This window comes from Microbacterium sp. LBN7 (assembly GCF_045690345.1).
Taxonomy (GTDB): domain Bacteria; phylum Actinomycetota; class Actinomycetes; order Actinomycetales; family Microbacteriaceae; genus Microbacterium.
This window is the reverse complement of record NZ_CP147856.1, coordinates 369,895-394,235: the sequence shown is the minus strand read 5'-3', so window position 1 is coordinate 394,235 and position 24,341 is coordinate 369,895. Positions and strand designations below refer to the sequence as shown.

General features: G+C 68.9%; 22 protein-coding genes. 11 read left to right on the top strand and 11 right to left on the bottom strand.

Going from position 1 to position 24,341, the window contains the following annotated elements:
- Genes LBN7_RS01935 through LBN7_RS01910 form a run of 6 tightly spaced genes read right to left on the bottom strand, consistent with a single transcriptional unit; the run spans position 1 to position 6,883 of the window.
- Positions 1 to 1,011 (bottom strand): D-glucuronyl C5-epimerase family protein, encoded by a 1,011-nt coding sequence (locus tag LBN7_RS01935; protein ID WP_407360798.1) that lies wholly within the window; start codon positions 1,009 to 1,011, stop codon positions 1 to 3.
- Positions 1,008 to 2,195, bottom strand: a complete 1,188-nt coding sequence (locus LBN7_RS01930) for a glycosyltransferase (RefSeq protein ID WP_407360797.1) — start codon at positions 2,193 to 2,195, stop codon at positions 1,008 to 1,010. Before LBN7_RS01930 ends, LBN7_RS01935 begins: the two co-directional genes overlap by 4 nt.
- Complete coding sequence (locus LBN7_RS01925; protein WP_407360796.1) at positions 2,195 to 4,180, bottom strand: N-acetyl sugar amidotransferase; 1,986 nt, start codon at positions 4,178 to 4,180, stop codon at positions 2,195 to 2,197. Before LBN7_RS01925 ends, LBN7_RS01930 begins: the two co-directional genes overlap by 1 nt.
- Positions 4,180 to 4,812: an imidazole glycerol phosphate synthase subunit HisH gene (gene hisH, locus LBN7_RS01920; RefSeq protein ID WP_407360795.1), complete on the bottom strand. Its 633-nt coding sequence runs from the start codon at positions 4,810 to 4,812 to the stop codon at positions 4,180 to 4,182. The genes LBN7_RS01925 and hisH overlap by 1 nt, the downstream gene beginning before the upstream one ends.
- A complete protein-coding gene (locus LBN7_RS01915) occupies positions 4,809 to 5,921 on the bottom strand; it encodes a DegT/DnrJ/EryC1/StrS family aminotransferase (RefSeq protein ID WP_407360794.1) in 1,113 nt (370 codons plus the stop codon). Before LBN7_RS01915 ends, hisH begins: the two co-directional genes overlap by 4 nt.
- Complete coding sequence (locus tag LBN7_RS01910) at positions 5,918 to 6,883, bottom strand: dTDP-glucose 4,6-dehydratase (RefSeq protein ID WP_116636496.1); 966 nt, start codon at positions 6,881 to 6,883, stop codon at positions 5,918 to 5,920. The genes LBN7_RS01915 and LBN7_RS01910 overlap by 4 nt, the downstream gene beginning before the upstream one ends.
- A gap of 91 nt (positions 6,884 to 6,974) precedes the next feature.
- Here LBN7_RS01910 and LBN7_RS01905 point away from each other — a divergent pair, with 91 nt between their 5' ends.
- From LBN7_RS01905 to LBN7_RS01860, 10 genes are all read left to right on the top strand, one after another.
- Complete coding sequence (locus LBN7_RS01905; protein WP_243408987.1) at positions 6,975 to 7,427, top strand: acyltransferase; 453 nt, start codon at positions 6,975 to 6,977, stop codon at positions 7,425 to 7,427.
- A 40-nt stretch (positions 7,428 to 7,467) separates the two neighbouring features.
- Positions 7,468 to 8,535: a non-hydrolyzing UDP-N-acetylglucosamine 2-epimerase gene (gene wecB / locus LBN7_RS01900; RefSeq protein ID WP_116636625.1), complete on the top strand. Its 1,068-nt coding sequence runs from the start codon at positions 7,468 to 7,470 to the stop codon at positions 8,533 to 8,535.
- A 108-nt stretch (positions 8,536 to 8,643) separates the two neighbouring features.
- The gene (locus LBN7_RS01895; RefSeq protein WP_407360793.1) at positions 8,644 to 9,969 is read left to right on the top strand and encodes a nucleotide sugar dehydrogenase; all 1,326 of its coding nucleotides are present in this window, start codon (positions 8,644 to 8,646) and stop codon (positions 9,967 to 9,969) included.
- Positions 9,897 to 12,056 (top strand): acyltransferase family protein, encoded by a 2,160-nt coding sequence (locus LBN7_RS01890; RefSeq protein ID WP_407361691.1) that lies wholly within the window; start codon positions 9,897 to 9,899, stop codon positions 12,054 to 12,056. The genes LBN7_RS01895 and LBN7_RS01890 overlap by 73 nt, the downstream gene beginning before the upstream one ends.
- A 32-nt stretch (positions 12,057 to 12,088) precedes the next feature.
- Positions 12,089 to 13,225 (top strand): UDP-galactopyranose mutase, encoded by a 1,137-nt coding sequence (glf, locus tag LBN7_RS01885; RefSeq protein WP_116636492.1) that lies wholly within the window; start codon positions 12,089 to 12,091, stop codon positions 13,223 to 13,225.
- Between the two features lie 10 nt (positions 13,226 to 13,235).
- Positions 13,236 to 14,027 (top strand): ABC transporter permease, encoded by a 792-nt coding sequence (locus LBN7_RS01880; protein ID WP_116635374.1) that lies wholly within the window; start codon positions 13,236 to 13,238, stop codon positions 14,025 to 14,027.
- A complete protein-coding gene (locus tag LBN7_RS01875; protein WP_116635373.1) occupies positions 14,027 to 14,761 on the top strand; it encodes an ABC transporter ATP-binding protein in 735 nt (244 codons plus the stop codon). The genes LBN7_RS01880 and LBN7_RS01875 overlap by 1 nt, the downstream gene beginning before the upstream one ends.
- An 89-nt stretch (positions 14,762 to 14,850) precedes the next feature.
- Positions 14,851 to 15,780, top strand: coding sequence for a hypothetical protein (locus LBN7_RS01870; protein WP_341945765.1), 930 nt, complete (start codon positions 14,851 to 14,853; stop codon positions 15,778 to 15,780).
- A gap of 7 nt (positions 15,781 to 15,787) precedes the next feature.
- Positions 15,788 to 16,390 carry an RNA polymerase sigma factor gene (locus LBN7_RS01865; RefSeq protein ID WP_407360792.1) on the top strand — a complete coding sequence of 201 codons (603 nt, stop codon included), beginning with the start codon at positions 15,788 to 15,790 and terminating at the stop codon, positions 16,388 to 16,390.
- A complete protein-coding gene (locus LBN7_RS01860; RefSeq protein WP_407360791.1) occupies positions 16,387 to 16,938 on the top strand; it encodes a hypothetical protein in 552 nt (183 codons plus the stop codon). Before LBN7_RS01865 ends, LBN7_RS01860 begins: the two co-directional genes overlap by 4 nt.
- A gap of 15 nt (positions 16,939 to 16,953) precedes the next feature.
- Here LBN7_RS01860 and LBN7_RS01855 read toward each other — a convergent pair whose 3' ends face one another.
- The 3 genes from LBN7_RS01855 to LBN7_RS01845 are packed head-to-tail and all read right to left on the bottom strand — an operon-like array spanning position 16,954 to position 20,419.
- A complete protein-coding gene (locus LBN7_RS01855; RefSeq protein ID WP_407360790.1) occupies positions 16,954 to 17,547 on the bottom strand; it encodes a hypothetical protein in 594 nt (197 codons plus the stop codon).
- 2 nt (positions 17,548 to 17,549) lie between these two features.
- Positions 17,550 to 18,512, bottom strand: a complete 963-nt coding sequence (locus LBN7_RS01850; RefSeq protein ID WP_407360789.1) for a glycosyltransferase — start codon at positions 18,510 to 18,512, stop codon at positions 17,550 to 17,552.
- The gene (locus LBN7_RS01845) at positions 18,509 to 20,419 is read right to left on the bottom strand and encodes a glycosyltransferase (protein ID WP_407360788.1); all 1,911 of its coding nucleotides are present in this window, start codon (positions 20,417 to 20,419) and stop codon (positions 18,509 to 18,511) included. Before LBN7_RS01845 ends, LBN7_RS01850 begins: the two co-directional genes overlap by 4 nt.
- Before the next feature lie 150 nt (positions 20,420 to 20,569).
- On the opposite strand from LBN7_RS01845, the gene galE reads away from it, so the two are divergent.
- Positions 20,570 to 21,559: a UDP-glucose 4-epimerase GalE gene (gene galE / locus LBN7_RS01840; RefSeq protein ID WP_116635366.1), complete on the top strand. Its 990-nt coding sequence runs from the start codon at positions 20,570 to 20,572 to the stop codon at positions 21,557 to 21,559.
- Between the two features lie 35 nt (positions 21,560 to 21,594).
- Here the strand turns inward: galE and LBN7_RS01835 are convergent, their stop codons facing one another.
- Together LBN7_RS01835 and LBN7_RS01830 are read right to left on the bottom strand one after the other, a co-directional pair.
- A complete protein-coding gene (locus tag LBN7_RS01835; RefSeq protein WP_116635365.1) occupies positions 21,595 to 22,893 on the bottom strand; it encodes an O-antigen ligase in 1,299 nt (432 codons plus the stop codon).
- A complete protein-coding gene (locus tag LBN7_RS01830; RefSeq protein WP_116635364.1) occupies positions 22,890 to 24,305 on the bottom strand; it encodes an O-antigen ligase in 1,416 nt (471 codons plus the stop codon). Before LBN7_RS01830 ends, LBN7_RS01835 begins: the two co-directional genes overlap by 4 nt.
- Positions 24,306 to 24,341 lie beyond the last annotated feature (36 nt).

Here is a 24,341-nt window from a genome sequence, read left to right as displayed (position 1 = left end):
TCAGCCCTGCCAGTCGCTCTCCAGGAGTGCGGCCCACTCGTCGAACTCCGGTGCGCCGGTGATCCGTCCCAGAGCGTGGAGCTGCTGGATGTGGATCGGGTGGTACGTGGCGTTCTGCCATTCGACACGGCGGCAGTAGTCGCGCTGCGTGCAGTAGTACGACACCGCACCCTCGCCGCCGCGGATCAGCGGCATCGCGGCCAGGATGGCCGTCGCGCCGCCGTCGATGTAGGTCGCGACCCGCTGGTCCCCGCTGAGCAGCCAGTACTCGTAGAGCCCGAAGATCGCGAAGACGTGCCCGTTCATGACCAGGAGCGGCGGCTGGTCGCCCGCGTACTCCTCGAACCACAGGTACCCGTTGTCGACGACGGTCGACCACGGTGCGGTGTTGCCCTCGCCGCGCTGGAAGAACGACTCGACCGTGCGGTCGGCGGCCTCTCGCCACTGCGGATTCTCGGGCTGGATGGTGGCGAGGCGGGAGAACACCGTCAGCGCTTCGCCCTGCGCCATCCCCGACCACCAGGGTGCGGTGAGCGTGCGATCCAGGTAGGTCCAGTCCCAGTCGTATTGGAACCACCACGCGCCGTCTCGCTCCACGTGCATGTCGACGAGCTCCTGCGCGTTGCGGATGGCTCGCGTCAGCCAGATGTCGTCGCCGGTCTCCTCCCACCGCAGCAGGGCCGCCATCGCATACTGCGCGTTGACGATCGGATGCGGCAGCACCTTTCCGGTGGCCTGCTCCCGGTACAGCGCGAGACCCGAGTCGTCGATCTCGGTGATGTCGACGTCGACCTGGATCCGGTCGTAGAAGGGGTTGAGGACGTCGGTGCGCAGAGTCCATCCGGATGTCGCGAAGCCCTCGGTGTTGAGGCTCGTCTCCGGCGCGGGGGACACCGTCGGGATCGGGGAGGGGGATGCCGAGGGGGCGGGGGAGGTGCACCCGGCGAGCAGGAGGCCCGCGAGGAGGATCGAACCGATCCGCGTGAGGAGCGTCTGACGCCGCGATGTCATCGCGCAGGCTCTGTCGCCGGGGCCAGTGCCAGCGCCAGCGCTCGTGCGCTCGCGCTAGCCGAGGCGTTGGCCATCGCCCACGCGTGTCCGCGTGCGGCCTGCGCGGCCATCTCCTCGGGGTGCGCGAGCACCGTCAGCAGTGCGTCGTGGAGCGTGTGCACGTCGGCGATCACCCAGGCCTCGTCGGCATCCTCGCCCAGATCGGGCTCGTCGGACGCGCGGGCGCTGGTGACCAGCACGCAGCGGCGCGCCATGGCCTCGACGCCGAACACACCGGGCACCGAGGCGTAGAACTCGTTGAGGGCGACGTGCGCATCGTCGAGAGCCGCCAGCACCTGCTCGTGCGGGACGCCGATCAGCTCGCGGTACTCGACGTGCGGATGGGACTGCGTGATCCGAGCCATGACCTCGCGCACGGCATCCGTGCCCTTCAGCAGCGGGTTCGAGGGGGCATGCACCACGACGATGCGCTCCGGCGCATCGAACTTGACGGTGCTGTCGACGAACTGCTCATCCGGGTAGAAGTACAGGAACGGGTGCGTGTGCCCCTCGAGGTAGGAGAGCTGGTCGTTGCGGGCGTTGAAGATCGCCTCCGCATGGCGCTCGGCCACCTGCGCGCGTGTCCGCCGGGCCAGGTCGTACTCGGGTGCGGCGAAGATCGGGTCGATCGTGGCGAGTATCGATCCGATGTTGGGACGTCCCGTCTCCTCCGCGCGCTGCTGCGACAATCGGGGCGAGCGGATGTCGTTGCCGGTGAAGTAGCAGACCAGACGTCGCCCGTGCCGCCGGATGAACGCGAACTCGAACTCCCGCTCGTCGTGGTGCCCCTCGAGGAAGGCCCCTCCGCCGACGTAGATGAATCCGCGCGCACGGTTGACGAGCCAGGCCAGCAGGATCGGTCCGCCGTACAGGCGGCGCCAGGTCGCGAGGCGGCCGCCGAGGGCGGTGGACGTCGTCTGGATCACGGCGTCGTACTCCACGGAGTAGAACGGATTCCTCGCGTGGATCGCGGTGTAGCTGTTCGGCAGCGCCTCCGCGATGTGGGTGGCCATGAGCGCGATGTCTTCGGGGCCGACGACCCAGTCGATCCGCCTCGTGAACAACGCGAACGGCTTGAACACCCAGAAGAGGGTGCGCAGCAGCGCCTGCTGGCGACGGAACACCACCGAGGTCGACGCGGCCATCATCGCTTCTTGCGCGGGATGCAGAACTTCACGTAGAAGCTCTTGGGAACGCGATCGAGCTTCCACATGAGCCAGAAGAACGGGCGGAGCAGTTCGAAACGCCGCTTGTACGTCGGGTAGTCCGTGTAGTCCTTCTTCGGCATCGTCATCACGTGCTCGAAGCCCGCGTCATCGAAGCCGATGCGCTTCTTCACCATCGCGATGAGCTCGGGATCGCCGTGGCGGGGCTCGATGAACTGGGCGGCGGCGAGCCTCCGGTCCATCTGGCCGGAGCGCACCAGCGCCGAGAGCTCGATCTGACGGAAGTTGATCCCGAAGCGGGTCGGCAGGAAGTACGTGTGGTAGAACGCCGTGAAGCGGTTCTCCAGGTGGTGGCCGCCGTACCACTGCCATCCGTACTCGTCGGCGAGGAAGCGCTTCGCGGCCTCCTTGTTGTAGTCGATCCAGTACAGCGGGCGGGTGCGCTGGATCCTGCTGAACGCCGACCACTTGACGAAGTTCGTGAAGTCGAGGTTCGGATAGGTCTTCATCGGCACCGTGCCGAAGCGCTTGTGGACGCCCTTGATGTAGCCGCCGTCCATGTACAGCCAGCCCATGGGGGAGATGCCCTCGGTGCGGAACGAGTGGCCCTCGACGATGTGGCGGATGCCGTGCTTCTCGGCGGCGCGATACAGCACGCCCATGAAGCCGATGTCGGTCGGAGCCTCGATGTCCTTCACTCCCGCGAGCATGAACGAGCGGTAGATGTCGTCGTACTCCGCGTTGTCCACGACGTAGGTCTCGAGGTCGACCCCGAGCTTGTCGAGCACGGCGAAGATGTTCGACGTCGCCGTGGGGGAGTTCCAGGTGTTGTCGAAGTGCACGGCGAGCGGGCGCACGCCCTTCTTCACCAGCAGGTGGGCGAGGTACGACGAATCGGTGCCGCCGCTCACCCCCATGATGCAGTCGTACTTCTTGCCACGGCCCGCGGCCTTGAGCTCGGCGACGAACTTGTCCAGCGCCTTCTCGCTCTCGAGCCCGATCGGGTACTGCTTGTCGAGCGAGTCGTGCAGGTGGCAGTAGTAGCAGACGCCGTCGGCGTCGAACGCCGCACCGGGAACGCCGGAGGTGATGATGCAGCGGCGGCACACGTCCGGCGAGCTCAGGAACTCGTCGGAGGTGGCGGCATCCAGGTCCAGCCCGAACTGCTGCGCGGCGATGGGCTCCCCGCGGCCGTCGAAGAGGTGGCCGAAGAGCGCGTCGATCTGCGGGCGCGTCGGGTAGTTGATGAGCACGCTCTCGCGCCCGGACTGCATCACGAACGCGGTTCCGGCGGCGACGGCCGACGCACCGGCATGCTCGATCGGTGCGACGAGGTCGCCGCGTCCGCCCACGCCGCCGTGCGCGATCACCGGGACGGCCGCGGTCGCCGCCACCGTGCGGACGAGGTCGAGGTCGATGCCCTCGCGGGTGCCCTCGTGGTCGATGTTCGTGACGAGGATCTCGCCGACCCCGACATCGGTCGCCAGCGCGACCCACTCGTCGACCGTGAAGGCCGCGGCATCCGCTCCTCCGCCGGTGTGGACGACGTAGCCGTCGTCGGTCCCGCGCACGTCGAGGCTCGCGACGATGGCCTGCGACCCGAGGGCGCGGACCATCTCGCGGACGGCGTCGGTGTGCGTGACCAGCGCGGTGTTCACGATGATCTTCTCGAAGCCCGCGGCGATGATCGCCTGCGCCTGCGCGGCGGTCTCGACGCCGCCGCCGTAGGCGAGAGGGATGAACGCCTCGGTGGCGATGCGGTTCAGCAGCTCCATCCGGGCGGGCACGCGGCTCTTCGCGGCGCCGATGTCGAGGATCACCAGTTCGTCGACCTCGAGGTCGTTGAAGATGCTGATGACGTTGACCGGGTCGCCGACGTAGCGGGGGTCCTCGAAGCCCTTGGTCTTCACGAGACGGTCGCCCTCGAGCAGCAGGACGGGGATCAGCCGGGGATAGACGTGCATCAGGCCTCCGCCACCGCGAACTCGCCGAGGAGCGTCAGTCCGAAGCGGTGGCTCTTCTCGGGGTGGAACTGGATCCCGATCACGTTGTCGCGCTCCACCGACGACGCATAGCGCTCGCCGTACTCCGTCCAGGTGAGGACGTCGGCCTCGTCATCGGGGGTGACGGCATAGGAATGGACGAAGTAGAACCGTCCGCCGCTGCCCAGCGACGGTGCGAGTCGCGACGGCTTCGCCGCGACGGCCGCGCTCCATCCCATGTGCGGGACGAGCAGGCGCGCACCGTCGAACTCGTCGGGGAAGCGGTGGGCGCGTCCGGGGATCAGGCCCAGACCCGGTCGCTCGCCTTCGTCGCTGCCGTCCATGATCAACTGCATGCCGAGGCACACACCCGCGAGCGGCGTGCCCTTGTCGCGGGCCGCCGTCACGACGGCCTCGCCGAGGCCGCTCTCGGTCAGGCGGTCGACGGCGTGGTCGAAGGAGCCGACCCCGGGGAGGATGATGCGCGCGGCATCGATCACGGCCTGCGGGTCGCTGGTGACCTCGGAGGAGCGCCCGACCTTCGCCAGCGCATTGCGCAGCGAGCCGAGGTTCCCCACGCCGTAGTCGACGATCGTGACATCAGGTCGGGTCATCGTGTCGTGCTCTCCTCGATGCTCAGTCGCAGCGCGTCGGCGATCGCATCCATGTCGCCCTCGGTCAGCTGCGGATACAGCGGGAGCGTGAGCGCCTGGTGGTGGGCGCGCGTCGTGTGGGGGAGCGCCTCGTCCGGGATGCCGAACCGCTCGCGGAAATACGGCTGCAGGTGCATCCCGTACGTCCCCAGCGTCGTCTCGATGTCGCGCGTTCGCATGCGACGGATGACCTCGTCCCGATCGATGCCGTCATCGAGGAGCACGACGTACGACTGGAAGGTGTGGGCGGTGCCTGCGGGTTCCGTCGGCACCTGCACGCCCTCGATGCCGGAGACACGGCTGGTGAGCTCGGATGCCGCGCGTCGGCGACCCGAGACGATGTCGTCGATGCGGGTCATCTGGGCGAGGCCGATCGCCGCGTGGACGTCGCTGAGCCGGTAGTTGAATCCGGCCTCGACGAACTCCATGTACAGCTCGCCGCGGACGGCGCCGTGCGCACGCAGCACGGCGATGCGCTTCGCGAGCTCGTCGTCATCGGTCGTGATCATCCCGCCCTCGGCGGTCGTGATGATCTTGCGAGGGTGGAACGAGTAGACGCCGGCGGTGCCGAGCGTGCCGGCGTGACGGCCCCCGTACGTGCCGCCGAGAGCGCAGGCGGCGTCTTCCAGCACCGGCAGCTCGTGCCGCGCGGCGACGGCGTTGATGGCATCCATGTCCGCGCAGAGGCCGAAGGCGTGCACCGGCATGATGGCGCGGGTCCGATCGGTGACGGCTGCGTCGAGGAGCGCGGGGTCGAGGTTGAACGTCGCCTCGTCGATGTCGACGAACACGGGCGTGGCGCCCTGCTGGATCACGGCGTTCGCCGTCGCCGGGAAGCTGAAGCCCGGGATCACGACCTCGTCTCCCGGCTGGACGCCGAGCGCGACGAGGGCGAGGTGCAGACCGGTCGTGGCGGAGCTGACGGCGGCGGCGTGGCGGGCGGCCGTGTATCCGCGCACCGCCTCCTCGAACGCCGCCGTCTTCGCACCCTGCGTCAGGTAGCCGGACTCGATGACCTCGCGGACCGCGTCGACCTCCGGGGCGCCGGTCAGCGGGATGTTGAGCCTCATGACAGGACCGAGGTGTACCACTCGACGGTCTGGCCGAGCGCGTCGTCGGTGAGGCGCGGCGACTGGTGACCCAGGAGCGACTCGAGCTGCGACACGTCGGCGAGGTGGCGGCGGACGTCGCCGGGGCGCTCCTCCGTGTGGATGACCGGGTGGTCGGGGCGTCCCATCAGGCCGAGGATGCGCGAGACGAGCTCGTTGACCGAGGTCTCGACGCCGGTGGCGAGGTTCAGCACCTTGCCACGGCACTCGTCGGAGTCGTGGACCTGGGCGATCAGGTCGGCGCTGTCCTTGACGAAGATGAAGTCGCGGGTCTGCTCGCCGTCGCCGAAGATCTCGATCGGCTCGCCGTCGAGCACGCGGCGGACGATGATCGGCACGATGCCGGCGTACGAGCCGGGGTTCTGGCGAGGACCGATGTTGTTGAAGGGCCGGATCACGGTGGCGTCGATCCCGAACGTCTGCACGTAGGACTCGATGATGTGATCCGCGGCGGACTTGCTCGCCGCGTACGGGGTGATCGCGTCGTGCGGGTGCCCCTCGTCCATCGGGATGTAGCGGGCGGAGCCGTAGGCCTCCGAGCTGGAGACGTGGATCAGGCGCTCCACGAGTCCGCGACGGGCGATCTCGCAGAACGTCGTGGCGATGCCGACGTTCGTCTGGACCGTCCAGGCCGGGTAGGTCAGAGAGGTCGGCAGCGGGATGACGGCGAGGTCGAACACCGTGTCGATCTCGTGCGTCGTCACGACGTCCTGCATGGCGGCGAGGTCGGAGGCGTCGAGCCGGATGACGTCGATGTCCGGGCGCGCGGCCTGCGCGGCCGTAAGGTTCTCCATGCTGCCGAGGAAGAAGTTGTCGACGACGGTGATCCGTCGGGGCTCGTCACGGATGAGTCGATCGACCAGGTGGCTCCCGATGAAGCCGGCGCCGCCGGTGACAAGGATGGATTTTGAACGCACAGACATGGATTTCGAGTTCTCTCGTTATCGAGCTCCCGTGGCATCACGGAAGCGGGCAGACTGCTAAGTATCATATGGGATGGAGGTGCGCCGAACCGTGAGAGAGCCCGCTGAGTCGCCGAACCAGGAGGTGCCCGCGTGGCACGGCCTCCCCGCCAACAGATTCAATCCGCACGCGTGGATCGTCGGTGAGCCCGAGATCGGCGACGGCGTCTGGATCGGGGCGTTCACGGTCATCGACGGCAGCGGCGGCCTCGTGATCGGCGACGGCTGCGACATCTCCGCCGGTGTGCAGATCTACACGCACTCCACGGTCGAGCGCTGCGTCAGCGAACGCGCCCGAGACATCCAGCGCGCGTCGAGTCGGATCGGCGGCCACGTGCATATCGGTGCGAACGCCGTGGTCCTCATGGGCGCGGACATCGGCCACCACAGCGTCATCGCCGCCGGAGCGGTCGTCACCGAGAACACGGTCGCTCCTCCGTACAGCGTCCTCCGTGGCGTGCCGGCACGCGTGTTCCCCGACGCCGCCCGCCGGTTCGCGGACTGAGTCGGGTGCGGCGCGGCGCCGCGCTCTAGGCTGAGTGATCGTGAAGATCATCAGCGTCGTCGGCGCCCGCCCCCAGTTCGTGAAGCTCGCTCCGATCCACAAGGCTGCGCTCGCCGCCGGCGTGGAGCACGTGATCGTGCACACCGGTCAGCACTACGATCCGATGCTCTCCGACGTGTTCTTCGAGGACCTGGGCATCGCCGCTCCCGACGTGCACCTCGGTGTGGGAAGCGGATCCCACGGCGTGCAGACGGGCTCGATGCTGGCTGCGCTCGACGCCGTGTTCGACGAGCACCGCCCGGACTGGGTCCTCGTCTACGGAGACACGAACTCGACGGTCGCCGCGGCGCTGAGCGCCGTGAAGATGCACATCCCGGTCGCGCACCTCGAGGCCGGTCTGCGCAGCTTCAACCGCCGGATGCCGGAGGAGCACAACCGGGTGCTGACCGACCACGCGGCTGACCTCCTGCTGGCTCCCACCGAGGTCGCGGTCGAGCACCTCGCGAACGAGGGGCTCGCCGAGCGCACGGTGCTCGTGGGGGACGTCATGACCGACGTGCTGTTCGAGGTCCGCGACCAGGTGGCGGGGGCTCCCTCCGCCCTGATCGAGGAGCTCGGCCTGGAGGCGGGAGCGTTCTACGTCGCGACCATCCATCGCGCCGAGAACACCGACGACCCCGCGCGCCTGGCGGAGATCGCCGCCGGTCTCGCGGACCTCGACAAGCCCGTGGTCCTGCTGGCTCATCCGCGCGTCGTCGCGAAGGCCGCCGCCCACGGCATCGCGCTCACCCAGGGATCTCTCATCGCGCATGCGCCGCTGGCGTACGCCGACCTCATCGCCGCGGCCGTCTCGAGCGCCGGCGTCGTCACCGACTCGGGCGGTCTGCAGAAGGAGGCGTTCCTCCTGCGCGTGCCGTGCACGACGGTGCGCACGGAGACGGAATGGGTCGAGACCGTGCAGCTGGGCTGGAACGTGCTCGCGAACACGGCGCAGGAGATCGCCGCCGGCGTGACGCGCCCACGGCCCGCCGACACGGACCAGGCGCCCTACGGCGACGGTCACGCGGCCACCCGCGTCATCTCCGTGCTCGAGGGGCAGCGCCGCTGACCGGAGCCTCCGCACACTCCGCGCACATCCCGTGAACAGTCTGCGCGGGTACGCGGGGGAGAGGGGGAGCGCGAGGCCGACCTCCGTCCGCGCCATAGAATATCGCTCATGCGTATCGCCGTCGTGGCCCTCGGAAAGATCGGCCTCCCTCTCGCTCTGCAGTTCGCCGACCGTGGACATGAGGTGATCGGGGTCGATGTGAACCCGGCGCTCGTCGAGGCCGTCAACAGCGGGGTCGAGCCGTTCCCCGGTGAGGCGCAGCTGCAGGAGAGGCTCACCGCAGCTCTGGCAGCCGGACGCCTGCGCGCCACGACCGACTACGCCGAGGCGATCCCGTCGGCGGAGGCCGTCGTCGTGGTGGTCCCGCTCTTCGTCAACGAGGAGACCGCGGAGCCCGAGTTCGGCTGGATGGACCAGGCCACGAGGTCGCTCGCGCAGCATCTCCGCCCCGGCACCCTGGTCTCGTACGAGACGACGCTCCCCGTGGGCATCACCCGCGGTCGGTGGAAGCCGATGCTCGAGGAGGTCTCCGGGCTGACCGAGGGCGAGGACTTCCATGTCGTCTTCTCGCCGGAGCGCGTGTACTCCGGCCGCATCTTCGCGGACCTCCGCAAGTACCCGAAGCTGGTCGGCGCGCTGTCCGACGAGGGTGCGCGTCGCGCCGTGGAGTTCTACGAGGCCGTCCTCGAGTTCGACGATCGTCCGGATCTCGCGCGGGCCAACGGCGTGTGGGACCTGGGCAGCGCGGAAGCCGCGGAGATGGCCAAGCTCGCCGAGACCACGTACCGCGATGTGAACATCGGGCTCGCGAACGAGTTCGCCCTGTTCGCGGGGGCCAACGGGATCGACGTCTACCAGGTGATCGAGGCCTGCAACTCCCAGGTCTTCAGCCACATCCACCGCCCGGGCATCGCCGTCGGCGGTCACTGCATCCCGGTGTATCCGAAGCTCTACCTCTCGACGGACCCCGGCGCCGACATCGTGCGGACCGCGCGTCGCGTGAACGAATCCATGCCGGAGCGACTGGTCGCCCAGGCCGAGGGCATCCTCGGATCGCTGTCCGGGCTGCGAGCTGTCGTCCTCGGCGCCAGCTACCGCGGCGGTGTGAAGGAGACGGCCTTCTCTGGTGTGTTCCCGACCGTGGCTGCTCTGCAGGCGCGCGGGGCAGCCGTCCAGGTGCATGATCCGCTGTACAGCGATGAGGAGCTGCGCCGACTCGGATTCGAGCCGTACACGCTGGGCGACGACATCGACATCGCGATCCTGCAGACCGACCACGCCGCCTACCGTGAGCTCGAGCCTTCGCAGCTTCCCGGCATCAAGCTGCTCGTCGACGGTCGCGCCGCGACGGATGCCGCGCGCTGGGCGGGCACTCCGCGCATCGTCGTCGGCACCGCGGTCGAGCTGATGGCCACCGCAGGGGCCACGACCTGAACCGCGCACGGCCCGCCCCTCCTCGGCGTGCCGCGTTCCGTGCGGACATCCAGGCGCTCCGCGCGATCGCCATCGCCGCGGTGGTGCTCAACCACCTCTGGCCGACCCGCCTGACCGGGGGCTACGTCGGCGTCGACGTGTTCTTCGTCATCTCCGGGTTCCTGATCACGAGTCATCTCACCCGTGAGGTGGCCGCCACGGGGCGCATCGCGCTCGCCGCGTTCTACGCACGCCGGGTGCGCCGGCTCCTTCCCGCCGCGCTCCTGGTGCTGATCGTCAGCGCGATCGGCACCCTGCTGCTCCTGCCGTACCCTCGCTGGCCGCGGGCCGGCGCCGAGATCGCGGCGAGCGCCGGCTACGTCGAGAACTGGTTCCTCAGCGCCATGTCGGTGAACTACTCGGCGCTCAACGACCAGGCGACCGTCGCGCAGCACTACTGGTCCCTGTCGGTCGAAGAGCAGTTCTATCTGCTCTGGCCGCTGCTCCTGCTGGCCGCGGCCTGGTGGGCGGCCAGGCGGTCGGCGCGCCCGCGGGTCGTCGCGGTCGTCGTGCTGGCCGTCCTCGTCGTCACCTCGCTCGCGGCGAGCGTGATCGCCACGACGCTCATCCCGAGCCAGGCCTACTTCGCGACCTACACCCGCGCCTGGGAGTTCGGCGTCGGCGGCCTGCTGGCGCTGACCGCGACACGACGTCTCCCGCGCGTGGGGGCCGATGTGCTCGCGCTCGGGGGCCTCGTCATGATCGCGCTGGCCGCCGTGTTCTTCGGCCCCGCGACGCCGTTCCCCGGATACGTGGCGCTGCTGCCCGTGCTCGGCACGGCGGCGGTGATCCTCGCCGGAACCGGACGCGAGCGCCTCTGGCACACCGCGGTGACCGGGACCAGGCCGGTGCAGTGGATCGGCGACGTCTCCTATTCGCTCTACCTCTGGCACTGGCCGCTGATCGTGCTCGTGCCGTTCCTCGTCGGAGCAGCTGCGTCGACCGTCATGAAGCTCGGCATCCTGGCGCTCTCCCTGCTGCTGGCCTGGGCGACAGCCCGTTTCGTGGAGCGGCCCGGTCAGCGCTGGAAGGTCCTCGCCGCCTCTCCGCGTCGGACCCTCCTCGCGATGCTGGGCGCCGTCGTCACCGTGGCTCTCGTCGGCGGCGGGCTCGTCCTGGCCGGCCGAGCGGCGTCCGCGGCGGACGTGCCGCCCGTGACCGTCACGATCGAGGAATGCGTCGGACCCCAGGCGATGGATCCCGGCGCGGAGTGTCCTGACCGGTTCGGGCCGGCGGCCGACGTGGTGATGGGCCCGGGGAACGCCTATTTCGACGTGCCCGACGAGTGCGGGGCCGATCCGGCGCTGCTGCCTTTCGGCGACACGACGGCGACGGTGGTGTGCGATTTCAGCGCGGGAGCCGCGGATGCGCCGACGGTGTGGCTCGTCGGCGATTCGCACGCACAGCAGTGGCAGGGCGCGGTGTTCGACCTCGCCCGCACCGAGGGGTGGATCGTGACCACGTCGTTCGGCGGAGGGTGCCCGGTGATCGACGCCCCCTTCGTGGGGTTCCGCACGCCGGCGAGTGCCGCGGAGCAGGCGCGCTGCCGGGAGTGGTCGGCCGCCGTACAGGCCGCGGTCGTGGAGGCGGCTCCCGACGTCGTCCTCACGTCGTCGGCGGGCCGGGTGCAGCTCGTGGACGACGGCACCGACCGCCCGCAGATCGACCAGTTCGCGGACGGCCTGCAGAGCACCTGGCGCGCCTGGGCGGATGCCGGTGTGACGGTGATCGCCCTCGGCGGCGTACCGTTCAACGGTGAGGTGCGCTCGCCCGACTGCCTCCTCGTCAACGCGCGCAACCCGCTCGCGTGCGCGGTGCCGATAGCCGAGGCGCAGCCGGCCGATCCCTATCTGCTCGCGGCATCCACGGCGGACGATCCATCGATCCGGTCCTTCGACGCCGGACCGTACTTCTGCGACGAGACGCGGTGCTACGCCGCGATCGGCGGCACGGCGGTCTTCTACGACGCGGACCATCTGAACCTCGACTACGTCCGCCGATTCGCTCCGATGCTGGCCGACGTCATCGGGCCGATCGTGGGCGACTGAGCTCCCAGGTACACGCCGATACGATTGCAGGTATGGATCTTCTCGTCGTCGGGTCGGGCTTCTTCGGCCTCACCATCGCGGAGCGCGCAGCAGAAGCGGGCCGCAAAGTCACCGTCATCGATCGTCGTCACCACATCGGCGGCAACGCCTACAGCGAGGCGGAGTCCGAGACCGGGATCGAGGTCCACCGCTACGGTGCGCACCTCTTCCACACGTCCAACGCGACGGTGTGGGAGTACGTGAACCGGTTCACGACCTTCACGAACTACGTGCACCGGGTGTACACGACGCACAAGGGCACGGTCTTCCCGATGCCCGTGAACCTGGGGACGATCAACCAGTTCTTCCAGTCCGCGTACACCCCCGACCAGGCGCGTGCGCTGGTCAAGGAGCAGGCGGGGGAGTTCGACGCCAAGACGGCGGCGAACTTCGAGGAGAAGGGCATCGCCCTCGTCGGCCGCCCGCTGTTCGAGGCGTTCTTCCGGGACTACACCGCGAAGCAGTGGCAGACCGATCCGCACAAGCTCTCCGGTGACATCATCAGCCGCCTCCCGGTGCGCTACACCTACGACAACCGGTACTTCAACGACACCTGGGAAGGTCTGCCGACCGACGGCTACACCGCGTGGATCGAGCGGATGGCGGATCACCCGAACATCGAGGTGAAGCTGAACGTCGACTACTTCGACGAGTCGCAGCCTCTGAGCAAGAAGGCCACGGTCGGGCAGGTGCCCGTCGTCTACACGGGCCCTGTCGACCGCTACTTCGACTACGCGGAGGGCGCGCTCAGCTGGCGCACGCTCGATTTCGAGCAGGAGGTGCTGAATGTCGGCGACTTCCAGGGCACGAGCGTGATGAACTACCCCGACATGGACGTGCCCTACACGCGCATCCACGAGTTCAAGCACTTCCACCCGGAGCGCAAGGACGTGTTCGAGCAGGACAAGACGGTCATCATGCGCGAGTTCTCGCGTTTCGCGAACCGCGAGGACGAGCCGTACTACCCGGTGAACACGCCGTCGGATCGTGAGGGGCTGCTGGCTTACCGCGACCTGGCGAAGGGCGAGAAGGACGTGCACTTCGGCGGACGCCTCGGCACGTACCAGTACCTCGACATGCACATGGCCATCGGCTCGGCGCTGTCGCTCTGGAACAACACTCTCTCCTAGACTCGACATCGTGAGTCACGCTGCTGTCGGGGCGCCCGGGACGCCCCGGCGCTATCTGCATTCGCTGTGGCTGCTGTCGGCCCGCGACCTCAAGGTCCGGTACGCGACGAGCTTCCTCGGCTACCTCTGGTCCGTCCTCGATCCGCTCGTGATGAGCGCGATCTACTGGTTCGTCTTCACGCAGGTCTTCCACCGCACCGTCGGCGAGGATCCCTACATCGTGTTCCTCATCGTGGCGCTCCTGCCGTGGGTGTGGTTCAACACCTCGGTGTCCGACTTCACGAGGGCGTTCAAGAAGGACTCGCGCCTGGTGCGGTCGACGGCCATCCCGCGATCGATCTGGGTGAACCGCATCGTGCTGAGCAAGGGGATCGAGTTCCTCTTCTCGATTCCGGTGCTGGTGCTCTTCGCGGTGTTCAGCGGCGCGACCGTCAACTGGATGCTGCTCTGGTTCCCCGTGGCGATGCTCATGCAGGTGACGCTGCTCGTCGGCCTCGGGCTGCTGGTGGCTCCGCTCTGTGTGCTCTACGCCGACCTCGAGCGGACGACGGCGCTGATCCTGCGCGCGCTCTTCTACGCCTCGCCCGTGATCTACAGCTTCCAGGACCTGCCGGCGCCGTTCGACACCATCGGCGCCTTCAATCCGCTGGCGGGTATCTTCACCCTCTACCGCGTCGGATTCTTCCCGGAGCTCTGGCAGACGACCCCCGTCGTGATCAGTGCGGTGATGTGCATCGTCATCCTCGCGCTGGGCGTCTGGACGTTCCGGAGCCTGGAGCGTCCCGTGCTGAAGGAGCTGTGATGTCCGCGGCCATCGAAGTCCAGGGACTCGGCGTCCACTTCCGACGGAACCGTCGAGGACGACGCAGCTTCAAGGATCTCTTCTCCGGGGCCTCGCGACGCTCGCGTCCCGGGGAGTTCTGGGCGCTGCGCGACGTCTCGTTCACCGTGCAGCCGGGCGAGTCGATCGGCGTGGTCGGGCGCAACGGCCAGGGCAAGTCGACGCTCCTCCGCCTGGTCGCCAAGGTCCTCCTGCCCGACACGGGAACGGTCACGGTCAACGGGGGAGTCGCCCCGCTGATCGAGATCACGGGCGGCTTCGTCGGCGACCTCACGGTGCGCGAGAACGTGCGGCTCACGGCCGGATTGCACGGGATGTCGCGCGAGGAGGTCTCCCGTCGATACGACGGCATCATCGCGTTCGCCGAGCTGGCCGGCTTCGAGGAGACCCCCTACAAGCACCTCTCCAACGGCATGAAGGTGCGCCTGGCGTTCTCGGTCGTGTCGCAGCTCGACGAGCCGATCCTCCTGGTCGACGAGGTGCTCGCGGTGGGGGACAAGGCCTTTCGCGAGAAGTGCTACACCCGCATCGACGAGCTGCTGGCCGAAGGGCGCACGCTGTTCTTCGTGAGCCACAACGAGCGCGACCTCCGTCGCTTCTGCACGCGGGGCCTCTACCTCGACAAAGGCGAGCTCGTGCTCGACGCGCCGATCGCCGACGTGCTGGCGCAGTACAACGCCGACTACAACGCCTGAACCCTTCTTGTAACGTTGGGCGTCCTCGCGACACTCCCTGGTGAGGGCCGCATCAGCGGATCCCGGAGTTCAAGGGGGAGGTCGGTGTGGTGAGGTCGATCGCAGGGCGTGCGCGCGGGGCGGTGGTGCTGGTGCTGGCCCTGGCCGCCACGGGGTGCGCCACACCACGCGCGGAAGAGGTGCGAGAAGGGGGAGCTCTCGGCGCCGGGATATCGTCGACGTTCATGACCGAAGCCTCGGGGGCGGTCATCGAACGCGACGGACAGACGAATCTCTGCTTCGGAGTACTCCAGCCATATCCTCCTGCATGCGCCGGCGGGGTGGAGCTCGCCGGGTGGGACTGGGAAGCCGTCGAGGGGCAGTACGAGGAGCACGCAGGCGTGCGCTGGGGCGACTTCACGGTGACGGGAGTCTACGACTCGGACGCCGAGACCCTCGCCGTCGTCTCCACGGGACCGATCGCCGCGACACCGCCCGCCCATCCGACAGGTCCGATCCTGCCTTCTCGCTGCCCCGCGCCGGATGGCGGATGGAAGATCGTCGACGAGACCAGAGCGTCCTATGAATCGTTGAACGCTGCGTTCGGCCTGATCGCGAGCGTGGAGGGATACGGCACCATGTGGATCGACCGCAGCGAGATCCCGACCGTGCCGCCCGGGACGGATCCCCTCGAGGCGTTGCGGCTCAACGCCGTGCACGCCGGGCTCTCGATCATCAACGTCGGGGTACGGTCGGATCCTGCGGGGGCGGAGGCACGGATCCGCGAAGTATGGGGAGGAGCGCTCTGCGTGTTCTCGGTCGACTTCACCGATGCGGAGCTGAATGCGCGGGTTCAGGAGATCATGGCGGATCATCAGAGGATGACGGAGCATCAGGTCATGACGACAGGTCCGGACGCATTGACAGGCGTGATCACGATCCAGGTCGTCCACGACGTGGACGGTGCACTGCAGCGGGAGATGGACCAGGAGTACGGACCCGGCGCGGTCGTGGTCTCATCGATCCTCGTTCCGCGCTGAGCTACCTGTGACTGACCCCGGGCAGAGCATGGACTGCAGCGACGCCGACCTCTGGGCGCAGGCCTGCGCCGGCGACGCCGACGCCTTCGCCGCTGTCTTCGATCGGCACGTCGACCGTGTGCATCGACAGGCGCGGCGATTCGCCCATTCGCGTGAGGACGCCGAGGACGTCACGGCGATGGTGTTCCTCGAGGCGTGGCGGCTGCGCTCTCGGGTGAGAGTCGTGAACGGCTCCGTGATCGGATGGCTGCTCGTGACGGCGGCCAACATCGCGCGGAACAGCGCCCGGACCCGGACGCGGCACGAACGCCTCCTCCGACGACTGCGGCCCGACGTCGTCCCCGATCATGCGGAGGAGGTGCTCGATGCCGAGACGCGCTCGCATCGCCGAGGTGAGGTGGAGACGGCCTTCGCGCGGCTGAGCGCGTCGGATCAGGAGATCCTCGCGCTGTGCGTGATCGAGGAGGTCGCGCCTGCCGATGCGGCCAGGCTGCTGCGCGTGCCCGCCGGAACGGTCCGCACGCGACTCAGTCGCGCGAAGCAGCGGCTGCGCGTCGCGATGACCGAGCTCACCCCGGACGCCCGGGTAGGCGGAAAGGGGACGACATGAGCGGAAGCACGGGAGGGATCGATCCGGAGTTCCGCGCACGGCTCCGACGAGCCCTGGTCACGCAGGCGACCGACGCGCGACCGGTGAGGCGTGGAACGCGCCTCGCGTGGGGTCTGGTCGCCGGGGTGTGTCTGCTCGCCGGGGCCGGGACCGCCTGGGCGCTAGCCGATCGGGGGTCGGAGCCCGTCGCCGGCGGCCTCGAGACGCGGTCGGTGGATGTGGTCTGCGCTGCCGTCGCCGGATCTGTCGATTCCCTGTCCGGGTCCGGGGGTGCGCTCTCGGATCCGCGCGGCATCGCGGTGTCTGTCCCCGTCCCGAGCGGAGCCAACCCGTCGCCCGAACTGATCGAGGAATGTGCGCGACTATGGGATGAAGGGCTGCTCATGAGTGTGGAGTTCCAGAGCGGCAGCCCGCAGAGCGCCCCGGTGGGCAGGCCCGCACTGGCGCTGTGCAGCCTCGCCGACGGCGCACCCGTCGTGATCCCGGCACCCGACTGCGCCTCTGCGGGCATGGTCGACTGGACGGAAGAGGATCGATCCGGGTCCTGATCCGACCCGACGACGTCAGAGTCCGACGAGGGCGCGCAGGTCCTGCACGGCCGCACGGGCGGCATCGATCGTCTCGGCGGGAGCGGCGCCGACGGTCAGCGCGGACTGCAGGTCGGTCAGCCGCTGCGAGTACACCGAGAGCCCGTCACGCCATCCGTCGGCGATCGAGGCGGGCGGCTGCGCGTCGGAGAGTCGCTGCACGTCCTGCTGGAGCGTCTCGACGACCGGGAGCGCGTCGGGTCCGTTCGCTCCGGTGATGATGTCGAGTCCGCGCGGAGCGTCGTTGAGCCAGCCGCTCACCTGACCGCGGAAGGCCTCGATCGTCGGGTCGGTCGCCGGCGGAGGGTCGACGATCGGAGTCTGGCTCGGAGCCGGCGTCGCGGACGGCGTCGGTGTCGGCGTCGGCGTCGCACTCGCGGAGGCCGACGGCGTGGACGACGGGCTCGCGCCGGGGGTGGGGCCGTCACCTCGAGGGAGGAAGAGGAAGAGCAGCACGCCCACGATCGCCAGAGCGGCGACCGAGAGGCCGACGATCAGCCAGATCCGGCCGGTGCGCTTCGGGGGAGCGGGGAGCGGGGCCCACCGCAGTTCCGGCTGCTGCTCGTCCATCGTCATGCCTCCAGCGGTTCCATCGGCTGCCAGGTGCGGTCGCGTCCGGCCTTGCCGCCGTCACGGATTCCGCGGAAGAGGTTGCTGGTCCCGCGCACGGTCCTCTCCACGAACACGAGCCGGATCAGCTCCTTCGCGAATGTCGCCGCGGTGCCCAGCCCGAACAGGACCGGGTTGTAGACCCCGTGCACACGGTAGTACTGCTTGATGAACCCGCGATTGCGCATGATGTAGTAGCGATACGCGTTGCTCGACGCGTTCATGTGGCGGATGCCCATGTCCCACTGCTTGATCTCGCGCGTGCGCCGCAGGACGAACTCGTCCACGATGACGGCGGTGGTCCGGCGCGAGGCGAGCCACCCGTACATCTGGTCATCCCAGTAGATGAAGAACCTCGGGTCGGGGAGGCCGATCTGCGCGACGATCGAGCGGTGGATGAACATGCCCTCGAAGCATCCGCTGTTCATCTCCTTGAATCCGGAGTCGTCGAATCCGGACGGCGCGAACGGGATCGGGATCCCCATGCGCTCCGCGATGCGGTACTGCCAGTAGAACTCGCTGCCGTCGTAGTCGATGCGGCGGCCCTGGATGCTCTTGAACCGCGGCGCCCACTTGCCCATCTTCGCCAGGCCGTCGGTGAGGACCTCGACGTCGTCGTCCATCATCCAGATCCACTCGGAGCCGAGCTCGTACGCGGTGCGCATGCCTTCGCTGAATCCGCCGGAACCGCCGGTGTTCGTCTCCAGGCGGCGGTAGACGATCTCGGTGCCGATGCCCTCGCGGAAGGACTCGACGACGGCGGTGGTGTCGTCGGCGGACGCGTTGTCGATGATCACGACATGGCCGGGCTTCGGGTCCATCCCGGTGATGCTCGTGAGCAGGCCCGAGAGCAGGTGAGAGCGGTTGAAGGTGACGATGACGATCGTCGCGGCCGTGGGGTCGAATGCAGCGGGCGCCGCGGTCATGCCTTCTCCTCGAAGATCTGCTGCCAGGACTGGGGTGAGACGAGCTCGGGGAGCGCCTCGCGGTACTGCTTCTGCAGCTGCGGCCACCGGCGGCGCAGCTCGGAGTGCAGTCGGATGCTCTCGCGCAGCATGCGGCGGTACTGTCCGCGGTCGCGCGTGTAGATGTTCTTGCCGGATCCGTCCGCGGCGCTCACGAGCGCGCTGTCGAAGGCGGGGACGCGCCACCACAGGGCGTCCTCCTTGCCGAACTCGACCTCGGGCTGCGCGATGTTCGCGGGGTGCGGCCGGTGCAGCCAGTGGGACAGCAGCGTGCGGAGCGTGAACACCCGCAGCCGGATGCCTGTCGGGTTGTCCAGATCGTTCTTCGACAGCTGCTGGAACACGCGGCGGCCGCGTCGGGAGTGCAGCACCCTCGCCGGATCGCGGTGCACGACCGTCTCCGGGAACTCGGGAGCGAGAGCGCGCGCCGCGGGCATGGCCGTGGCGAGGTTCTGCCGCATGTGGTCGGGCCCCGACAGGATGTCGCGCAGAGCGCGGGCGCGCAGAGCCACCGGGTAGTACTGCATCATCATCAGGTGCTTGAGGTCGACGCGTCTGCTGTGCTTCAGCAGCGCCCCTCCGCGTGGGGCGCCGGAGTGCAGGAGACCGGCGACGATCCGGTTGCGGGCATGGAAGTACGCCTGCCAGTCGATCGTGTCGTCCTTGTTGACCCAGGAGACGTGCCACAGGGCGACGCCCGGCATCGAGACCGTCGGGAACCCGGCCTCTCCGGCGCGCAGGCAGAACTCGGCGTCGTCCCACTTGATGAACGCGGGGAGCGCGAGGCCGACCTTGCGGATCACGTCGAGGGGGATCAGGCACATCCACCAGCCGTTGTAGTCGGCGTCCATCCGGATGTGGAGCAGCGTCGACTGGCGCAGGTTCGACACGCCGAAGTCGTGCGGCATCTTCTCCTGATAGAGGTTGCGCCACATGAACGGGTCTTCGTCGACGACCTCGGCCCAGCCGTGGAGCTTGGGGCGATCGAGCAGGTCGAACATGTGCCCGCCGACGAGCACCGGCGTCGTCGCGTACTGGCCGAACACGATCGAGCGGCGCAGCGACTCGGGCTCGAGGCGCACGTCGTCGTCGAGCAGCTGCACGAAGTCGCTCTCCGGGCGCTGCAGCGTCTCGTGCATGGCGCGGGCGAACCCGCCGGATCCGCCCAGGTTCTCCTGCCGGATGACCTGCAGCGTCTCCCCGAGGCTCTGGGCGACCTCGTCGAAGCCGTCCTGCGCGGAGACGAGCTGCGACCCCTGGTCGACCAGGAAGATGCGGTCGACGAACTCGAGCGCGTCGGGGGAGGCGGCCAGGGCGCGCAGCGTCTCGACGCAGTAGTCCGGCTTGTTGTACGTGGTGATGCCGAGCGACGCCTTGCCGGACCGCGCTGGCTCCTGCTCGGTCGTCCACTCCGCGCCCTCGAGCACCGCGGGCTTCTCGTCGGCGACGATGTCGAACCAGATCCAGCCGCCGTCGCTGTACTGCGTGAGGTCGAGGTCGAACGAGGTCGTCGCCTCGCCGGTCACCTCACGGGTCGCGACGCGCTGGCGGATGCCGGAGCCGTTGGAGCGGTAGACGAGGATCGTCGCGGGCCCCGTCGTGCGGACGGTCAGCCGGACCTCTCGGACGCTGGTCCAGTGCTGCCAGTAGGAGGCGGGGAAAGCGTTGAAGTAGGTGCCGAGCGACACACGCCGCCCGGCGACGATGCGCGCGCGGTGACGGCCGAGGATATTGCCGAGGTGCGCACGGTTGGACACGCGCACGGGCACGTCCTCGATGACCGACCACGTCTCGGGATCGGCGTACAGGGGAAGCAGATCGGGGTCGCGATCAAGTGGGAAGACGACGTTCTGAAGGACGTGGGCCACTGGGTAAGTTCTCCGATGTTGGTGTCGCAGACCGCTGTGGCGGGACAGCGCGCGACGCGACGAGCAGTGAGTAGCCTACCGTCCGTCGCCTTCGGATCTGCGGAGAGTCGGCTCCACGTGCCGCCCGGGCGTCTGGCTAGACTGAGGGCGATGAAGGTATTGATCACCGGCGGCGCCGGCTACATCGGGTCCACCGTCGCGACGGCATGCATCGAGGCCGGCATCGAGGTCGTCATCCTCGACGACCTGTCGACGGGCCTCCGCGCCTTCGGCGAAGGCCGCAACCTCTACGAGGGCGACATCGCCGATGCGGCCCTTCTCGACCGTCTGCTGTCGGACCACCCGGACATCGATGCGGTCGTCCACTGCGCGGCCCGCGCGGTGGTGCCGGATTCCGTCGCCGACCCGCTCGGCTACTACGACTCCAACGTCGGCAAGACGGTGCTCCTGCTCCAGCGACTCCGCGACGCCGGCATCGCCCGCATCGTGTTCAGCTCGTCCGCCTCCGTCTACGCGGGGGAGACCGGGGAAGGCGTCGATGAGAACGGTGTCCTCGCGCCCTCCAGCCCCTACGCGACCACCAAGGCGATGGTCGAGGAGATCCTGCGCGACGCGGCCGCCGCCGGCGATTTCCGTGCGATCGCGCTCCGCTACTTCAACCCCATCGGCGCCGACCCCCAGCTCCGGACCGGGCAGCAGAACCCGAGGCCCTCGCACGCGCTGGGCAAGATCATGCAGGCGCATGCCGCCGGCGAGCCGTTCACGATCACCGGCACCGACTGGGCGACGCGCGACGGATCGGGGCTGCGGGACTACATCCACGTCTGGGACCTCGCGCTCGCGCATGTCGCGGCCGTGCAGCGGTTCGACGAGGTCGCCACCGCGGACGAGCCGTACCGGGTGATCAATCTCGGCACCGGCGACGGCGTGACGGTGCGCGAGCTGGTCGCCGCATTCGAACGCGTGACCGGTGAGCCCCTCGCCGTCGTCGAGACCGGTCGCCGTCCCGGCGATCAGGCCGGCGCCTTCGCGATCGTCGATCGTGCGGGTGAGGTCCTCGACTGGCAGGCGGAGCGCTCCGTCGACGACGGTGTGCGCGACGCCATCGCCTGGGCCGAGAAGCTCGGTACCCTGCGCTGAAGGTCGTGCTCTGAACCGGGCTCGCCCCGGCCGCATCACTCCTGCGGGCGGAGCGTCGGGATCGAGCTCGTGTGCGCGGCGTCGATGTTCTCGCGCCAGGACCGGGACTGGCCGGCGCGCAGGGCGCAGAGCACGAGCATGAACCAGCCGGCCCCGACGATCGTGAAGCTCTCGAACATCGAGTCGACCGCGAGCGTGACGAGGGTGATCGGCGTCCACGCGTAGACGACGGACCGCCGCACGCTGGCCACCAGCCACGAGCGCACCAGCGCCACGCCGCCGAGCAGCAGGAAGAGCACGAGTCCGATCGAGCCCAGCTGCAGGAGCACGTCGAAGAACGCGTTCAGCGCGCTCTGATGGCGGTCGTCGAGCTGGAAGTTGATGTAGGTGAACGGATACTCGCCGCGCGCCCAGTCTCCGAACCATCCCCAGCCCTGGATCGGCTTGACGGCGACGAAGTCCAGGATCGTGTTCCAGAGCGTGGCGCGGATCGAGAAGTCGGAACCGGCGTCGAGGAGCGCGATGATCTGATGCCGCAGCGCGAACGCCACGGTGAGCGCCAGAGCGACGAGGATTCCCAGCATCCACTGCACGAGGTTGCGCCGTTCCGGCGACGCGTGCCGGACGATCGTCAGCGCGACCGTCACGATGCCGACGGCGACGGCGAGCACCAGAACGGTCGGAGAGGAGGAGAGGAAGGCCAGCGATCCGGCGAGGGCGACCGACACCACGGCGAGTGGAGGGTCGACCGACTGGGTGCGCCACTCGATCACGAACGTGATCAGCGCGATGACCGCGATGAACCCCAGCATGTTGCGACTGCCGAAGAGACCCTGGATGGGGCCGCCGGCGGCCAGATTCCCCTGGACGCCGAGGAAGGCGAACGGGACGTCGAGCAGGATGCCGGACAGGATCTCGATGCCGAGCGAGACGGCCAGCAGCCCGCGCAGCGTGTCACCGATCGCGCGGACCGTCTGCAGCGTGTCGCGGATGTGGCCGACGGTGATCGCCAGGAAGGCGAACCCGAACAGGGAGAGCCAGCCGAACACCGTGTCGGAGCGGTCGGTCGTCCAGACGAGGCTCACCAGGGCCCAGCAGAGGAACGCGAAGAGCGAGGAGGGCGCGATGCGCAGCGGCGACAGCTCCTCCCGGCGGACCCAGAGGATCGCGCCGCCGAGAAGGCACAGCGCCGTGATGACCGCGGCCAGGGTGACGGCCGACGTCATCTGCTCGATCGCGAACGATCCGAACACCGCGGTGAGAGCGGCCAGCGTGAACGCCCGTGCCATCTCGACGGACCCGAGAAGGCGCACGATCGGGCGGACCGGTGTCACGGAACCCGCCGCTGGCGCGCGCCGCGTTCGAAGAGGAGGTCGCGCTCGCCCACGCCCACCAGCGGAACCGACTTGAGCTTGAACGACAGCAGCACCAGCAGCATCCATCCCCAGAGCATGATCGGGGTCGACTCGGAGAGCCCCTGCACGAGGAGGACGATGGTGAACAGGCTCGGGAGCAGCGTGAGCGGCGAGAACGGCCGGGCGGCCTCGAGGTCCCAGCGCGGCCGGTCGACGGCGAAGAACCACGAGCGCCACAGCAGGCTCACGTAGGCGAGCGCCATGAGGACGACCCCGAGCGCGCCGAGCTGCAGCAGCACGTCGAGCCACATGTTGTGGGCGTGGAAGACGGTGATGCCGTGGTCGGTGATCCAGCCGTCGAACGCGGGGTCCGTCGGGATCCAAGGACTCGAGAAGCCGTTGCCGAAGAGCGGATGCTCGCCGGCGCGCTCGAGCACCTTCGACCAGATCAGGTCGGATCGGCCCGTGAGGTCGGAGCTCCGGCCCAGAAGCGCGAGCAGCGGCTCCCGCACCAGCCACACCGCCGCGACGCCCAGGACCGTGCCGCCGATCGCGATCACGTAGACGCGGGTGCGCGCTCCCGGAGTACCGGCTCGCCGCATGAGCAGGGCGACCACGAGCACCACGGCGGCCGCAGCGGCGCAGACCAGCGCGGTCGCCGACGACGTGCGGAACAGGAAGTAGGCGGCCAGGAGCGACCACATCGCGAGCGTGGTCCGCCAGCGTGCGCGCGCGGCGAAGAGCACGCCGAAGGTGATGATCGCGAAGAGCGAGATGATCGCCAGCAGGTTGGCGTTGCCGACGATGCCCTGGATGCGACCGCCGTCGAACAGGTTGTCGCGCACCCAGTACCACTGCGGGTCGATCTCGCCGTCCGGCAGCGTGGCGAAGTTGGGCAGCAGCGGGCCGTGGATGACGAGGGAGACCCAGAGCTCGAGAGCCAGCGAGAGCCCGAGGATCCACTTGAAGGCCGACGACAGGGCGCGGACGATCTCGTGCCAGGTGAGCACGTGCGCGATGAACAGGCCGTTGATCGTGACAGCGGCGAGCAGCACCCAGGTGAGGAGCGTCGGTCCGCGCCACTGCGACCAGGCGACGGAGACGAGCGCGAGCGTCGTGTAGCCGAGTGCCGACCAGGGCAGGCGCCTCCAGCGGAAGGGCTGCGGTCGGTTGCGAGCGAGCATCGGGATGCCGATCGCGAGCGTGGCGAGGGTGAAGGCCGCGAGGACGATCCCGGCGCCGATCATCCCGAGCAGGTTGTAGACGGCCGAGTGCGCGAACGTGACGAAGAGCACCAGGATCACGTAGGCGCGCAGCAGCAGATGCCCCGTCGACTCGCGCTCCGGCGCGGTGGGCGGGGGCGCCACGGGATGCTTGGTGTACTGAGCCATCGCGTTCAGGCTACCGCGCCGCGCTTCGTGCGTCCC

Bases quoted from the DNA above. Each gene is read 5' to 3' on its own strand.
- LBN7_RS01935 (WP_407360798.1), bottom strand. From the start codon at position 1,011: ATGACATCGCGGCGTCAGACGCTCCTCACGCGGATCGGTTCGATCCTC.
- LBN7_RS01930 (WP_407360797.1), bottom strand. From the start codon at position 2,195: ATGGCCGCGTCGACCTCGGTGGTGTTCCGTCGCCAGCAGGCGCTGCTG.
- LBN7_RS01925 (WP_407360796.1), bottom strand. From the start codon at position 4,180: ATGCACGTCTATCCCCGGCTGATCCCCGTCCTGCTGCTCGAGGGCGAC.
- hisH (WP_407360795.1), bottom strand. From the start codon at position 4,812: ATGACCCGACCTGATGTCACGATCGTCGACTACGGCGTGGGGAACCTC.
- LBN7_RS01915 (WP_407360794.1), bottom strand. From the start codon at position 5,921: ATGAGGCTCAACATCCCGCTGACCGGCGCCCCGGAGGTCGACGCGGTC.
- LBN7_RS01910 (WP_116636496.1), bottom strand. From the start codon at position 6,883: ATGTCTGTGCGTTCAAAATCCATCCTTGTCACCGGCGGCGCCGGCTTC.
- LBN7_RS01895 (WP_407360793.1), top strand. From the start codon at position 8,644: ATGCGTATCGCCGTCGTGGCCCTCGGAAAGATCGGCCTCCCTCTCGCT.
- glf (WP_116636492.1), top strand. From the start codon at position 12,089: ATGGATCTTCTCGTCGTCGGGTCGGGCTTCTTCGGCCTCACCATCGCG.
- LBN7_RS01875 (WP_116635373.1), top strand. From the start codon at position 14,027: ATGTCCGCGGCCATCGAAGTCCAGGGACTCGGCGTCCACTTCCGACGG.
- LBN7_RS01860 (WP_407360791.1), top strand. From the start codon at position 16,387: ATGAGCGGAAGCACGGGAGGGATCGATCCGGAGTTCCGCGCACGGCTC.
- LBN7_RS01855 (WP_407360790.1), bottom strand. From the start codon at position 17,547: ATGGACGAGCAGCAGCCGGAACTGCGGTGGGCCCCGCTCCCCGCTCCC.
- LBN7_RS01850 (WP_407360789.1), bottom strand. From the start codon at position 18,512: ATGACCGCGGCGCCCGCTGCATTCGACCCCACGGCCGCGACGATCGTC.
- galE (WP_116635366.1), top strand. From the start codon at position 20,570: ATGAAGGTATTGATCACCGGCGGCGCCGGCTACATCGGGTCCACCGTC.
- LBN7_RS01830 (WP_116635364.1), bottom strand. From the start codon at position 24,305: ATGGCTCAGTACACCAAGCATCCCGTGGCGCCCCCGCCCACCGCGCCG.